Annotated in this window: 10 protein-coding genes; 7 read left to right on the forward strand and 3 right to left on the reverse strand. The window is 69.0% G+C overall.

Annotated features, from left to right (window positions below; all coding sequences use genetic code 11):
• Positions 1-11 precede the first annotated feature (11 nt).
• Genes K2W61_RS03620 through K2W61_RS03630 form a run of 3 tightly spaced genes read left to right on the forward strand, consistent with a single transcriptional unit; the run spans position 12 to position 3,535 of the window.
• Entirely contained in the window at positions 12-1,532 is a 1,521-nt protein-coding gene (locus K2W61_RS03620; protein WP_175131147.1) for a class I adenylate-forming enzyme family protein, read from the forward strand.
• A 55-nt stretch (positions 1,533-1,587) separates the two neighbouring features.
• Complete coding sequence (locus K2W61_RS03625; protein ID WP_236755062.1) at positions 1,588-2,565, forward strand: Bug family tripartite tricarboxylate transporter substrate binding protein; 978 nt, start codon at positions 1,588-1,590, stop codon at positions 2,563-2,565.
• 19 nt (positions 2,566-2,584) lie between these two features.
• Positions 2,585-3,535: an NAD(P)H-dependent flavin oxidoreductase gene (locus K2W61_RS03630; RefSeq protein WP_175131145.1), complete on the forward strand. Its 951-nt coding sequence runs from the start codon at positions 2,585-2,587 to the stop codon at positions 3,533-3,535.
• A gap of 3 nt (positions 3,536-3,538) precedes the next feature.
• Here the strand turns inward: K2W61_RS03630 and K2W61_RS27710 are convergent, their stop codons facing one another.
• From K2W61_RS27710 to K2W61_RS03650, 3 genes are all read right to left on the reverse strand, one after another.
• Positions 3,539-6,901 carry an autotransporter outer membrane beta-barrel domain-containing protein gene (locus K2W61_RS27710; protein WP_272909250.1) on the reverse strand — a complete coding sequence of 1,121 codons (3,363 nt, stop codon included), beginning with the start codon at positions 6,899-6,901 and terminating at the stop codon, positions 3,539-3,541.
• 266 nt (positions 6,902-7,167) lie between these two features.
• On the reverse strand, positions 7,168-8,151 hold the full coding sequence (locus tag K2W61_RS03645; protein ID WP_175131144.1) for a Bug family tripartite tricarboxylate transporter substrate binding protein: 984 nt from the start codon (positions 8,149-8,151) through the stop codon (positions 7,168-7,170).
• 180 nt (positions 8,152-8,331) lie between these two features.
• Entirely contained in the window at positions 8,332-9,231 is a 900-nt protein-coding gene (locus tag K2W61_RS03650; protein WP_175131143.1) for a LysR family transcriptional regulator, read from the reverse strand.
• A gap of 146 nt (positions 9,232-9,377) precedes the next feature.
• Between K2W61_RS03650 and K2W61_RS03655 the strand changes: the two genes are divergently transcribed.
• From K2W61_RS03655 to K2W61_RS03670, 4 genes are all read left to right on the forward strand, one after another.
• Positions 9,378-10,292 (forward strand): SDR family NAD(P)-dependent oxidoreductase, encoded by a 915-nt coding sequence (locus K2W61_RS03655; protein WP_236755063.1) that lies wholly within the window; start codon positions 9,378-9,380, stop codon positions 10,290-10,292.
• Between the two features lie 7 nt (positions 10,293-10,299).
• Positions 10,300-11,160, forward strand: a complete 861-nt coding sequence (locus K2W61_RS03660) for a MaoC/PaaZ C-terminal domain-containing protein (protein WP_175131141.1) — start codon at positions 10,300-10,302, stop codon at positions 11,158-11,160.
• Entirely contained in the window at positions 11,157-12,395 is a 1,239-nt protein-coding gene (locus tag K2W61_RS03665) for a CaiB/BaiF CoA transferase family protein (RefSeq protein ID WP_175131140.1), read from the forward strand. The genes K2W61_RS03660 and K2W61_RS03665 overlap by 4 nt, the downstream gene beginning before the upstream one ends.
• A gap of 113 nt (positions 12,396-12,508) precedes the next feature.
• Complete coding sequence (locus K2W61_RS03670; RefSeq protein WP_236755064.1) at positions 12,509-13,942, forward strand: methyl-accepting chemotaxis protein; 1,434 nt, start codon at positions 12,509-12,511, stop codon at positions 13,940-13,942.
• The last annotated feature ends 79 nt before the right edge of the window (positions 13,943-14,021 follow it).

Consider the following 14,021-nt stretch of genomic DNA (forward strand, 5'->3'; position numbering starts at 1 on the left):
CCGCAGCAACCATGTCGCACACCGAACCGCTTACCCGCATCCACCAGTTGCTGGCCCGCCAGGCCAGCCGCCAGCCCGACGCCATCTGCCTGTACGAGGAAGGCGGCGGCATCCTGACCTACGCGCAGCTTTGGCAACGGGTCCGGCACGCGGCCGACTGGCTGGCGGCGGCGGGTGTGCGGCCGGGGCACCGCGTGTTGATGGTCGGCGAGAATTGCGCCGCCATGATCGCCGCGCTGTTCGGCTGCGGCCTCGCCGGCGCCTGGCCGGTGGGGGTGAACGCGCGCCTGTCGGCGCGTGAGATCGCCGCGATCAGCGCTCATGCCCAGCCCGAGATCACGCTCTATACCTGCGGCGTCTCCGCCGCCGCCACGGCCCACGCCGAGGCCGCCAGCGCGCGTCCCGCCGACGCCGAGACCTGGGGCCCGGGCGTGCAGGCGCGGCACGCGGACAGCCCGACGCAACCCGAAGCCGGTGCTCTGGCCGCCGAGGTCGCCACCGTGATCTACACGTCCGGCACCACCGGCGCCCCCAAAGGGGTCATGGTGCCGCATCGCGGCCTGCTGCACTTTGCCGGCGTTTCGGCTGCCTCGCGCCGCCTCACGCCGCAGGACATCGGCTACGCCGCGCTGCCGCTATCGCACATCTTCGGCATCGCCACCGTGCTGATGGCCACGCTGCATGCCGGCGCCAGCCTGGTGCTGCGCAGCCGCTTCGATCCCGAGGATGCCTTCAAGGCACTGGCCCATCCGGGCGTCAGCATCCTGCAGGGCGTGCCGACCATGTTCAACCGCATGCTGGCGGCCGCGCCGCCGCGCGGCGAACTGCGCGCGCCGGCACTGCGCTACCTGTACACCGGCGGCGCGGCGCTCGACCCCACCCTCAAGCGCGACGCCGAACGCTATTTCGGCGTCGCCATGCATCACGGCTATGGCATCACCGAGTACGCCGGTTCCATGTTCATCACCGACATCGACGCGCCGCCCACGGATTGCAGCGCCGGCTACCCGGTGGACGGGGTCGAGCTGCGCATCGGCAGCCCCGAGGCCGACCCGCCGCGGCCGGGAGAACGCGGCGACATCCTGATCCGCGGCCCCGGTGTGATGCTGGGCTACTACCGCGACCCGGCGCAGACGGCGCAGGCGCTGCTGCCCGGGGGCTGGCTCGCCACCGGCGACATCGGCTACCAAGACGAACGCGGCGCGTTGTATATCGCCGGCCGCTCCAAGGACCTGATCATCCGGTCCGGCTTCAACGTCTACCCGATCGAGGTGGAGGCGGTCATCAACGCTTTCCCCGGCGTGCGCCTGTCGGCGGTGGTCGGCCGCCCCACCGCCGACCACAACGAGGAAGTCATCGCCTTCGTCGAGCCGCTGGCCGGCACGCGCCTGGATACCCGCCTGCTGATGCTGCACCTGCGCGCCCAGCTGGCGCCGTACAAGCGGCCCGCGCAGATCCATTGCATCGACACGATTCCCACCACCGTCAGCGGCAAGATCCTCAAGCAGCCGCTGAAAGAAAGGCTGGCGTAGGCGCGGCTGCGCTGTTCCGCTCCGCGACCGGCCCATTACACAAGGAGACATGAGCGTGAACATCAAGACCTTGCTCGCCGCGGCTGCCGCCGTGACGGCCATGGCGGCCGGCGCCAGCGCCGCCGCCGACAGCGCCTACCCCGACCGCCCCATCCGCCTGCTGGTGGGCTACGCCCCCGGCGGCCCGGTGGACACCACCGCGCGCGTCTTCGCCAAATACCTGGGAGACAAGCTGGGCCAGACGGTCGTGGTCGAGAACCGCGCCGGCGCCAGCGGCATGATCGCCTCGGACGCCACCGCCAAGGCGCCGCCCGACGGCTATCTGCTGGGCTTTGCCGCCAGCCCGACATTGACCATGTCGCCGTTGGTGCAGCGCAGTACCCTCTTCGATCCGCGCAAGGACTTCTCGCTGATCGGCCTGGTCGTGGACTATGCCAACGTGCTGCTGGTGGGCCCGCAGATCCCGGCGCGCGACGTCGCCGGCCTGGTCGACTATGCCCGCGCCCACCCGGACGCCGTGTCATTCGGCTCGGCCGGCATCGGCGCCTCCAACCACCTGTCGGCCGAGCTGCTGAAAAAGCAGGCCGGCGTACCCATGCTGCACGTACCCTATCGCGGCAACTCGCCCGCCATGATGGACGTGGTCAGCGGCAAGATCACCTTCATGTTCGACATCACCAGCACCGCGATTCCGTTCATCAAGAGCGGCAAGGCGCGCGCGCTGGCGGTCACGTCGCGCACCCGCAACCCCGAGTTGCCCGACGTGCCCACCATGATCGAGGCCGGCATGAAGGACTACGAGGTGGTCGGCTGGTACGCGCTGGTCGGCCCGCGCAAGCTGCCCGACGCGGTGCAGGCGCGCCTGGCGCGCGCGCTGTCCGAGGTGTCGCAGGACCCCGCCTTCCGCCGCGCCATGACCGACGGCGGCTACACCATCGACACGGGTGACGCCGCCGCCCTGCAACAGCGCATCGACCGCGAATATGCCTTGTGGGCCGATGTGATCAAAAGCGCCAACATCCAGGCCAACTGACGCCTACCGGAAACCGCCCATGACGCCCCCCGCATTGCGCGCGCAGACCCGATTGCCTCTTATCGGCGCCCCCATGTTCCTGGTTTCCGGCCCGGACCTGGTGGCGGCGCAATGCGGCGCCGGCATCATCGGCACCTTTCCCTCGCTGAATGCGCGGCCGCAAGAACAACTGCACGAGTGGATCAGCCGCATCGAGGACAGGCTGGCCCGCGCGCGCAAGGAGGATCCAGGCGCGGTCATCGCGCCCTACGGCGTCAACCTCGTCGTCCACCCGAGCAACGCCCGCTGGCAGGGCGACCTGGACATCTGCGTCGAACGCCGCGTGCCGCTCCTCATTACCTCGCTGCATCCGCCCGAGGCCGTGGTCCGCGCCGTCCACGCCTATGGCGGCCAGGTCTATCACGACGTCACCAACGTGCGCCATGCGCGCCGCGCCCTCGATGCCGGCGTGGACGGCCTGATCCTGGTGGCCGCCGGCGCTGGCGGCCACGCCGGCCAGCTCAACCCCATCGCCCTGGTCAATGAGATCCGCGCCTTCTACGACGGCCCGCTGGCGCTGTCCGGCTGCATCAGCCATGGCAAGGACATCCTGGCCGCCCAGGCCATGGGCTGCGATTTCGCCTACATGGGCACCCGCTTCATCGCGACCCGCGAATCGCTGGCCAACGACGCCTACCGCGAAATGATCCTGCGCGCGCAGGCGGCCGACATCACCTGCACGCCCTATTTCTCGGGCGTGCCCGCCAACTACCTGGCGCAGAGCATCCGCGCCGCCGGCCTGGACCCCGCCCGGTTGCCCGGCGACGCCCCGCCTCCCAACCTGGACAAGCACACGCGCCCCAGGGCCTGGAAAGACATCTGGAGCGCGGGCCAGGGCGTCGGCGCCACGCAGGAACTGCTGCCGGTGGCCGAGCTGGTGGGCCTGCTCGAAGCGGAATACCGGCAGGCCCGCCAGGCGCTGCTGGGCTGAGCGTCAGAAGCGATAGCTCATCCTGACGCTGCCCGCCTGGGAGGACGCGCGCGACGTATTGACGAGCGCATCGTAAGCAAGCGAGACGCCCAGTTGCCGGGTCAGCGACCAGCCGACGCTGGCGCCGAACGTCAGGAAACCGCGCGACAGATCGGCGCCGGGCGCCGCAAAGCGCGTGCCATCCTGCGACGCCACCGTGACGGCGCGGCCGGTGTCGAGCAGTTCATGCGCGTAGGCGGCGCGCACCTGCAGGTTCAGCGGGCGCCGCATGTTATCGAACGTCTTGTCGAAGGTCACGCCGACATAGGGTTGCAGGCTGCGGGTGCTGTCCGAGCCGACATGCAGGTTCTGCCCGCGCGCGCCGCTTTCGTCAAAGCTGTTGGCGTAGAAGTATGCATAGCGCAGGCCCAGCCGCGGCGTCATGACCGTCCCGGCAAGCGCGATGGGTTTGCTGACCTGCGCCGCCGCCGTGAACTCCTGGCCGATATGGTCGCCCTTGGCCGTGCCGGCGTTGTCGAACGGCCGCTTCTGCGACAGGAAATGCAAGCCATAGCCGAGCATGCCGGTGACATCGACCAGCCCCATGTCGCGGCTGGCGTAGGTTGCCAGCCGCACCGTGTCGCGCGTGCCGGAGTTTTCGGTCTGCTCCTCCGACAGGTCGGCATGCGAGTAGCCCATCGCCAGGCCGAATGTGTTGCGCTCCACGCGCTTTTGCGCGCCGGCGAGAAAGCCGTACTGGTTTTCCTGGAAGCCGGGTTGTCCGCCCGAGCCGGACAGGCGGCCATGCCGCCCCGTGGCGTTGGCCCAGACCCATACCTTGCCCGGCGCGCCTGCCGCGTCTTCGGCGGTGCCGACGGTGCGCGGCGTTGCGCGGTCGAGCAGCGCTGCCGTGGCGGATTGCGCGCTCATCAGGGCAGCGGAGCCAAGCGCCGTATAGATGCTGGTGTGGACCGGCGCGATGACCACGGGCGTATCGCCCGGGACGCCGATGCCCAGCACCAGGGCAACATCGTTGGCGCCGTAGGCCACCGAAGAACTCAGGCCGTTCAGGTCCGCGCCCGAGACCAGCGTGCCGGTGACCGACGAGAAACGGCCGCTGATACCGTTGGCCGCGCTCACTACGTTGTAGCGCGTGGCCGAATACGTGCCGGGCGTGTACGTGATCGCCAGCGTGCCGTTCAGGGACGCGCTGCCCGACACTTTCAGCAGCGAGGCCGCAGTCGGACTCACCTCGATGGCCAGCGTCGCGTTCGACGCCTGCGTGTAGTTGCCGCCGACGCTCAGGGTGCCGATAGAGCCGCCCGGCGATACCGTCCCGCCGTTGGTGACATTGCCCAGAACCGTGCCGTGCCCGCCCAGCACGCCCTGCGCGCCAACGGCGACGTTGCCCCCCAACTCCGCGCCGCCATGGCTGGCATCGCCCACCTGCAGGGTGCCCCCGTCGACCGTCGTGGTGCCGCTGAATGCGTTGTTGGAACCGTTGATCACCAGCATGCCGGTGCCTTGCTTGACCAGTGAGCCGGTGCCGCTGAAAGCGCCGGAAAAGGCGCCGGAGGCGTTCGTCAACGTCAGGGTGCGCGCGCCCAGGGCGACCGTGCCGGTGCCCGCGAGACTGGCCAGGGACACGCCGCTCGTGGTTGCCGAAATGTCCAGCGTACCGTTGTTGTTCACGCCGCTCGATGCCGCCACACTGCCGCTGCCACTGAGCGTGAGCGTCGCGCCGCTGTCGATCGTGGTGGCGCCTGTATAGGTGTTCACGCCCGTCAGGGTCTGGTTGCCGGCGCTGACGCGGACGCCGCCGGTGCCGTCGATGACGCCATCGAACGCGCCCGCGGCATTGGTGAGCGACAGTGACTGCGCGCCGAGACGTACCGTGCCCGAGCCGGACAGTGCCTTGATCGACGCCCCGGCCGTCACCCCGGAGATGTCGAATACCGCGTTCACCACCACGCCCGACGACGCGGCGAGACTGCCGGCGCCGGTCAGGGCGAGCGTGCCGCCGCTGATCGTGGTGGCGCCGGTGAAGGTATTGACGCCCGACATCGTCAACGTCCCCGTGCCGCTGGCACTCACCGAGCCCGCGCCGGAGATGACGCCCGACTGCGCCAGGCTATTCGCGGCGGTGGAAAACGTGACGCCGGATGCGGCGTCGGTCAACACCACGTTGTTATCCAGCGCGAGCCCCGCATTTTGCGCGGCGATGGTGGCCGTCGCCCCCGCATCGAGCATCAGGTTGCCGACGATGAGGGAGCCTGACAACAGATTCAATGTGTTGCCCGCGCCGCCGAACTCAATGGCCGCGGCCCGGGCGCCGCCCGGGCCGATGCCGCCGATGATGGTGCCCGAGTTGCTGATCGTGTCCGCGCCCCGGGTCACGATACCGACCCCGCCGCCGTTACCGGCGCCGCCCGCGATCGTGCCGGTATTCGCCACGGAATTGCCGGTGCCGGCAAGATTGACGCCGACCCCTGCGGCGCCGTCCGCGCCGCTGCCGGACGCACCCGCGCCGGCGTTACCGCCCGTGCCACCGGTAATGCTGCCGACGTTAATGATGGTGGCTTGGCCCCCCACCGCGAGCAGGCCATCGCCGCCGGCACCACCGCCGCCGCCGAAGCCGCCGGCGCCGCCGATGCCCCCCACCCCGCCGACGATCATCCCTAAGTTGGTGATCGAGGCCAAGGCCGATGTCGATATCAGGCCGCTGCCACCGCCACCGCCGCCGCCGCCGTTGCCCGTCAAGCCGTTACTGGTATTGCCGCCGGCGCCGCCGGCGCCGCCCGATAGTGTCGCCGGAGCGGACACAGTGAGATTTCCGCCGGAGTAAAAGAGCCCCGTATTCCCGCCATTGCCACCGCTGCCGAAATTGGCGCCGTCCGGCCCGGTGTTGCCGGCCGCACCGCCCAAGGAGGCGACTACGGTGGCGGTGCCGGCAGTAGTGGATGTCGCGGGCGCATTGCCCGCGGCGCTACCGCCGTCGCCCGCCGCGCCTGTGCCACCCGTACCCGAGGCCCCCCAGCTTCCCGGAATCTGCACCGTCACGCCGCCCCCGTCGAGCTGGCTCGATCCGCCGCCTTGACCATTTCCGGTCCCGCCGGCGCCGCTGCGTCCGGGGAAACCGGCCCCGCCCGGCGCGCCGCAACCGCTGATGTCGCCAGCGGAACAGGCGGCCCAGGCGGGCGCCGACGTCCCGGCGAGCGCCAACGCAAGGGCGCTGCCGCCGGCCGCCAGGGCGAACCGGGCGCCGGCCGGTAAACGCGCCGACACGGCAGCGCGAGCCGACATGCCGGTGGCGGGTAGAGACATCTGCGACGCCGATGCGGCGCACAGCGCGCCATGGGTAACGAGGCCCGCTCGGTTTTGAATCATGGAATCCCCTTGTATACCGCCGTGCATGGCGAACGGCAGCCGGGAAGGCACGGCCTGGACCCGCAAGGCGGTATGGTGTGAATGCCAGCGCTCGGGATGGCAAGTCTGCTCGATGGAAGAGCGCTGGGAGGTCGCGCGGTCTGATCCGCGCAGCGCCTGCAAATGTAATACAAAGCAACAACTTCCGCTAGCGCGGCGGGAACCGCCAGTGGGGACCGCATCGGACCGGGGTTCGCGCCAGGCGGCCGGGGACGGCAGCGGGCCGCCTACTCCAGCTTGATCCCCGCCTTGTTGATCACCTCGCGCCATTTGACGACCTCGCCGCGCACGAACGCGCCGAACGCCTCGGGGCTGCCCGGCCGGGGCTCCGCGCCCGCGGCCAGCATTGCCTTGGCCGTCGAAGGATCGGACAGCACTTTCACCATGTCCGCGTTCACCCGCGCCACGATCTGCGCCGGCGTGCCCTTCGGCGCCATCAACCCGCTCCACGAATACGCCTCGTAGCCGGGCAATCCGGACTCGGCGATGGTCGGCACCTCGGGCAGCATGCTCGAGCGCGCGGGATTGCCCACGCCCAGCGCCCGCACCTTGCCGGTCTTCAGGTGCGGCACGGCCGAGGGGCCGTCCGCGAACATCACCTGCACCTGGCCGCCCAGCAAGTCCTGCATCGCCGGCGCGCTGCCGCGATAGGGAATGTGCTGGATCTTCACGCCCGCCATCGCGTTGAACAGTTCGCCTGCCAGGTGCGTGCCGCCGCCCGTGCCGGACGAGCCGAACGACAGCCTGCCCGGATTCGCCTTGGCGTAGGCAATCAGTTCGCTCACCGAATTCACCGGCAGCGACGGATTCACCACCAGCACGATCGGGAACACCGCCGCCATGCCCACCGGCACGAAATCACGGTTGATGTCATAGGTGAGGTTGTCGCGCAAGCTGGGCAGCACGGCATGGTGAATGGAGGCGAAGAAAAAGTTGTAGCCGTCCGGCTCGGCCTTGGCGGCGAATTGCGCGCCGACGATGCCGCCCGCGCCCGAGCGGTTGTCCACCACCGTCGGCACCGACCACAGGTGGCCGAGCGGCTGCGCCGTGAAGCGCGCGGTGGTATCGACCGGGCCGCCCGCGGGAAACGGCACGATGAACGTTACGGCATGGCCGGGCCAGTTGGCGGCGCGGGCGAAAGGGGTCAGCAAGGTCGAGGCGCACACGGCGCCCAGCCCCGCGATGACGCGGCGGCGTTGGGAATCTGGCAAGGCGGTCTCCTGGGTTTCGTTTTTGTCGGCGGCGTGGCCGGGCTTTTTTTTATTATTTGCCGCACAGCCGCGCTTTGCCGCTACACATTTGCAAAAGCCCCTCTTTCGCCGCACGCCCAGGTTCGACGGCCGGACGCTCCCGCGCCCCTTGCCGCATCGCGGCGACGGCGCCCGTTCGCGCTACTGCCCCCGCGCCGCGCGCTGCACGTGCTCGATGAAGCACTCGGCGAAACTGGGCAGGTCGCGGCCGCGCTGGCGGCACAACAGCCGGTCGCGCAGCGCCCAGGAGTCTTCCAACTTCAGCACGTGCAGGGCGTCGGGCCGGCTGTAGCGCGCGGCGCAGGCGCGCGGCACCACCGCGATGCCGGCCCCCGCCTCGACCATGCGGCACACGGCCTCGAAGCTGCCTACGTGCACGCGCTGGCAAATGCGCTTGCCCAGGCCGCTGGCGATGTCTTCCAGGAAGGTCTGGATGGCGCTGTCGGGATGGATGCCGACGAACTGGTAGGCGTCGACCAGATCGGCGAAATGGGCTGACGTCGATGCCGCCAGCGGATGGTCCAGCGCCGTCACCACCGTGAGCTCATCGCGGAACAGCGGGGTCACGTCCAGGCCCTCGACATCGATGTTGCCGGCCACCAGCCCCAGGTCGCCGGCGCCGGCGCGAATCGCGATGACGATGTCGCCCGAGATTTTCTCCTCCAGTTCGACATCCACGTCCGGGTTCTCGGCCAGGAAGGTCGACAGGGCGTCGGCCAGGAACGAATTGGTGGCGGTGGTGTTGGCCAGCAGGCGCAGCCTGCCCTTCAGCCCGCTGGCATAAGGCTGCAGGTCGGCGTTCAGGCATTCGAGCTGGCGGAACACGGCGTTGGCGTGTTTCAGCAGTACCTCGCCGGCTGGCGTCAGCGCCACGCCCGTGGCCATGCGCACCAGCAGGCGCGCCTTGAAGGCCTCTTCCATGTGCTTGACGCGCGCGCTGGCGGCGGGCAGCGACAGGAACGTGCGTTCGGCCGCACGGGTCAGATTGAGCGTCTCTCCCACGTTCACGAAGAGCCGCAGGTCAGTCAGGTCATGTCTCATGTTCCACCACACAGAAGGGGGGCATTTCTAATTTTGAATTCTTCGAATGCCGTGACGAACATACCATGGTGCAACCCCGTAAACCATACGGTTTGACGCGGAATGGTTTCCCTCGCGGCGTGCCGCGGCATCAGGAGTGAGTCCCAATGAGCGGTATTGTTTCCGGCAAGGTAGTGGTCGTTACCGGCGCGGGCGGCGGCATCGGCCGCGGCATCGCGTTGGCCATGGCGCGGGCGGGCGCCAAGGTGGTGGTCAACGACATCGGCGTCTCGCTTACCGGCGAAGGCGGCGGCGAAGGCCCCGCGCAGGCCGTGGCGCGCGAAATCACCGCGGCCGGCGGACAGGCCGTCGCCAACACCGACAGCGTGGCCGCCTACGACAGCGCCAGCCGCGTCATCCAGACCGCCATCGACGCCTTCGGCCGCATCGACGCGGTGGTCAACAACGCCGGCAATCTGCGCGACCGCGTGTTCCACAAGATGAGCGAAGAAGAATGGCGCCAGGTCATCGACGTGCATCTGAACGGCTCGTTCTTCATGAGCCGCGCCGCGGCGCCGTATTTCCGCGAACAGGAAGCGGGCGCCTTGGTGCACATGACGTCCACCTCGGGCCTGATCGGCAACTTCGGCCAGGCCAACTACGCTGCCGCCAAGCTCGGCATCGTGGCGCTGTCCAAGTCGATCGCGCTGGACATGGCGCGCTACAACGTGCGTTCGAACTGCATCGCGCCGTTCGCCTGGAGCCGCATGACCAGCTCCATTCCCGCCGAGACCGACGAGGAAAAGGCGCGCGTCGAGAAACTCAAGAAGATGGAAGCCGACAAGGTCGCGCCCATGGCCGTGTACCTGGCCAGTGACGCGGCCAGCGCCATCACCGCGCAGGTGTTCGCGGTGCGCGCCAACGAGATCATGCTGATGAGCCAGCCGCGGCCGCTGCGCAGCGTGCACTACAGCGAAGGCTGGACGCCCGAGCTGATCGGCGAGATCGCCGTGCCCGCCATGCGCAAGCACTTCTACGCGTTGGAGCGCTCGCCCGACGTGATCGACTGGGATCCCATTTGAGGCCGCCATGCCGCTCGACTATGCAACCGTGAAGCACTGGCGTTTCGACGACGTGCGCCAGCACTACGACGACAAGGACACCATGCTGTACGCGCTGGGCATCGGCCTGGGGCAGGACCCCGAGGACCCCCGGCAGTTGCGCTACGTGTACGAAAAGGACCTGCGCGCCTTTCCCACCATGAGCGTGGTGCTGGGCTACCCCGGATTCTGGATGAGCGACCCGCGCGCCGGCATCGACTGGGTGCGGCTGGTGCATGGCGAGCAGCGGCTGGCGGTGCACGCGCCCTTGCCCACGTCCGGCACCGTGATCGGCAGGAGCCGCGTCACCCACGTCATCGACAAGGGCGCGGACAAGGGCGCCATCGTCATCACGGAGCGCACCCTGCACGACAGCGCCGGCGCGCACCTGGCGACGCTGCAACAGAGCACCTTCTGCCGTGGCGATGGCGGCTTCGGCCAGGGCGACGCCGGCCCCGAACCGCTGCCCGCCGCGCCGCAAGGCGAACCCGAACGCCGCTGCGAACTGCGCATCCCGCCGCAGGCGGCGCTGCTGTATCGCCTGAACGCCGACCGCAATCCGCTGCACGCCGACCCCGAGGTTGCGCACCAGGCCGGCTATCCCAAGCCGATCCTGCATGGTCTGTGCTCCTACGGCGTGGCCGCGCATGCGCTGGTCAAGAGTTGGTGCGACTACGATGCCGCGCGCCTGACGCGGCTGGACGCGCGCTTCTCGGCCCCGGTCTATCCGGGTGAAACCCTGCAATGCGACATGTGGCGCATGGCCGATGGCCAGATCCGCTTCATCGCCCGCGCCGTCGAGCGCGACATCGTCGTCATGAGCCACGGCACCGCCGAGGTGCGGCCATGACGCGCCCGCCCGCGCTGGACGGCATCCGCGTGCTGGACCTGTCGCGCATCCTGGCCGGCCCGTGGTGCACGCAGAACCTGGCCGACCTGGGCGCCGACGTCATCAAGATCGAGCGCCCCGGCGTGGGCGACGATACCCGCGCCTGGGGGCCGCCTTTCCTCAAGGATGGCGAGGGCGTCGACACCAACGAGTCGGCCTACTATCTCAGCGCCAACCGCAACAAGCGCTCGGTCGAGGCCGACATGGCCACGCCGCAAGGCGCGGCGCTGATCCGCGAACTGGCCGCGGTCAGCGACATCCTGGTGGAGAATTTCAAGGTCGGCGGCCTGGCCAAGTACGGACTGGACTACGCCAGCCTGAAGGCCATCAACCCGCGCCTGATCTATTGTTCGGTCACCGGCTTCGGCCAGGACGGGCCGTTCGCGCGGCGCCCTGGCTACGACTTCATGATCCAGGGCATGGGCGGCCTGATGAGCATCACTGGTGAACGCGACGACCTGCCCGGCGGCGGCCCGCAGAAGGCCGGCGTGGCGGTCACCGACATCGTCACCGGCATGTACGCCACCGTGGCCATCCTGGCGGCGCTGCAGGAACGCCATCGCAGCGGGCTCGGGCAGCATCTGGATATCGCGCTGCTGGACAGCCACGTGGCGCTGCTGGCCAACCAGAATTCCAACTACTTCAATTCCGGCGTGGCGCCGACGCGCGCCGGCAATGCCCACCAGAACGTGGTGCCCTACCAGGTATTCGCCGCCAGCGACGGCCACCTGATCGTCGCCACCGGCAACGAATCGCAGTACCGCGCCTATTGCAACGCCATCGGCGCGCCGGAACTGGGCGACGATCCGCGCTTTGCCAGCAACCGGCTGCGCGTGACCCACCGCGAGGAACTGGTGGCGATACTGGCCGCCATCATGCGCCAGGGCGCACGCGACGACTGGATCGCCAGGCTGGAGGCGGTCGGCGTGCCCTGCGGGCCGATCAACAACATCGCCCAGGCGTTTGCGCACCCGCAGGCGCAGGCGCGGCAGCTGCGCCGCGACCTGCCGCATCCGGCGGGCGGTGTCGCGCCCGTCACCGCCAGTCCGTTGCGCTTTTCGGATTCTCCGGTGGTGTATCGGCGCGCCCCGCCGCTGCTGGGCCAGCACACCGAGGAAGTGCTGCGCGAGGTGCTGGGCAAGTCGCCGCGGGCCATCGCGGAATGGATGGAGACGCATCGCCAAGGCGCTGAGTGACGCCCCCACATATCGGACAACATAACGAATGAAGGCGCGCATCCGGCGAGGGTTTTGATTCTATGATTCGGGCCACCGATTCATTCACCGCCCATCGCGCCGAGCGAGCCTTCATGCCAGCGATCCGCCCCCTCAAGCGCCTGTTCCGCCGCGAACGCGATACCCGACATGCCGACCTGCAAGGGCAGCTCGCGGCCATCCACAAGGCGCAGGCGATCATCGAGTTCGACCTGGACGGCCATGTACTGGCGGCCAACCGGAATTTCCTCGACCTCATGGGCTACGCGCTGAGCGAGCTGGTGGGCCAGCATCACCGCCTGTTCGTCGCGCCCGAGCGCCGCGATTCGCAGCAGTACCGGGCCTTCTGGGACAAGCTCAAGCGCGGCGAATACGACGCCGGACGCTATCGCCGCATCCACAAGGACGGCAGCGACGTCTGGCTGCAGGCCAGCTACAACCCGATCCTCGACCCGCAGGGCCGGCCTTTCAAGGTGGCCAAGTATGCGATGGACGTCACCGAGCAGCAGTGCCGCCAGGCCGACACCGAAGGCCAGTTGGCGGCCATCTCCAAGGTGCAGGGCATCATCGAATTCGAACTGGACGGCACCATCATCCGCGCCAACGACCTGTTCCTGGAGGCGATGGGCTATCGCGCGGACGAATTGCGCGGCCGCCATCACAGCATGCTGGTGCTGCCCGAGGAAGTGCGCGCCCCGGCCTACCAGGACTTCTGGCGCAAGCTGCGCGGCGGCCAGTACGACACCGGCCAGTACCTGCGCATCGGCAAGAATGGCCGGCGCGTCTGGATCGAGGCCAGCTACAACCCCATCTTCGACGCCGAGGGGCGGCCGTTCAAAGTGGTGAAATTCGCCACCGACATCACCAAGCGCTTCACCGCCGCGCAGACGCTGCGCGTGGCGGTGCAAGGCCTGACCGAGAACGCCGAACGCGCCAGCCAGGCCAATATCCTGGCACGCGATGCCTGTCGCGTTGCCGAGGAGGGCGGCAAGACCGTGGCCGGTGTGGTGGCCACGATGGGCGCCATCACCGACAGCTCGCGGCGCATCTCCGAAATCATTGGCGTGATGGACGGCATTGCCTTCCAGACCAACATCCTGGCGCTGAACGCCGCGGTCGAAGCGGCGCGGGCCGGCCCGCACGGCCGGGGGTTCGCGGTGGTGGCGGCGGAAGTGCGCAGCCTGGCGCAGAACAGCGCCGCCGCGGCCAAGGAGATCAAGCACCTGATCACCACCTCGGTCGAGCAGATCGGCAACGGCGCCGAACAGGTGCAGTCCGCTGGCGCAACCATGGAGAACATCGTCACCTCGTCGCGCCGCGTCACCGAGATCATGGGCGAAGTCGTGGAAGTGTCGCTGGCGCAGTCGGCCAAGCTGGGCGAAGTCACCGAGGACATCACCCAGATGACGGCCGAAGCGGCCCAGGAACTGCAAGGCGTCTATGACGCGCAGCCCAGCCCCGCCAAGGCCGGCACAACGACCGGCGCGCGGACGTCCGCCCAACCGGCGCTGGAATACGTGCGCTACTGAAACAGGCGCGCTGCGGCGGACGAACGAAATGAGGCCCCCACGCGGGCGCGCCATGCATCGCCAAAAAAAAATCGGGCGC

Source organism: Achromobacter pulmonis (genome assembly GCF_021733725.1).
Classification (GTDB): domain Bacteria; phylum Pseudomonadota; class Gammaproteobacteria; order Burkholderiales; family Burkholderiaceae_B; genus Achromobacter; species Achromobacter pulmonis.

What these genes read in the sequence shown, in the direction of transcription:
- K2W61_RS27710 (WP_272909250.1), bottom strand. Translation starts at nt 6,901, where the DNA reads ATGATTCAAAACCGAGCGGGCCTCGTTACCCATGGCGCGCTGTGCGCC.
- K2W61_RS03650 (WP_175131143.1), bottom strand. Translation starts at nt 9,231, where the DNA reads ATGAGACATGACCTGACTGACCTGCGGCTCTTCGTGAACGTGGGAGAG.
- K2W61_RS03660 (WP_175131141.1), top strand. Translation starts at nt 10,300, where the DNA reads ATGCCGCTCGACTATGCAACCGTGAAGCACTGGCGTTTCGACGACGTG.
- K2W61_RS03665 (WP_175131140.1), top strand. Translation starts at nt 11,157, where the DNA reads ATGACGCGCCCGCCCGCGCTGGACGGCATCCGCGTGCTGGACCTGTCG.
- K2W61_RS03630 (WP_175131145.1), top strand. Translation starts at nt 2,585, where the DNA reads ATGACGCCCCCCGCATTGCGCGCGCAGACCCGATTGCCTCTTATCGGC.
- K2W61_RS03655 (WP_236755063.1), top strand. Translation starts at nt 9,378, where the DNA reads ATGAGCGGTATTGTTTCCGGCAAGGTAGTGGTCGTTACCGGCGCGGGC.
- K2W61_RS03620 (WP_175131147.1), top strand. Translation starts at nt 12, where the DNA reads ATGTCGCACACCGAACCGCTTACCCGCATCCACCAGTTGCTGGCCCGC.
- K2W61_RS03670 (WP_236755064.1), top strand. Translation starts at nt 12,509, where the DNA reads ATGCCAGCGATCCGCCCCCTCAAGCGCCTGTTCCGCCGCGAACGCGAT.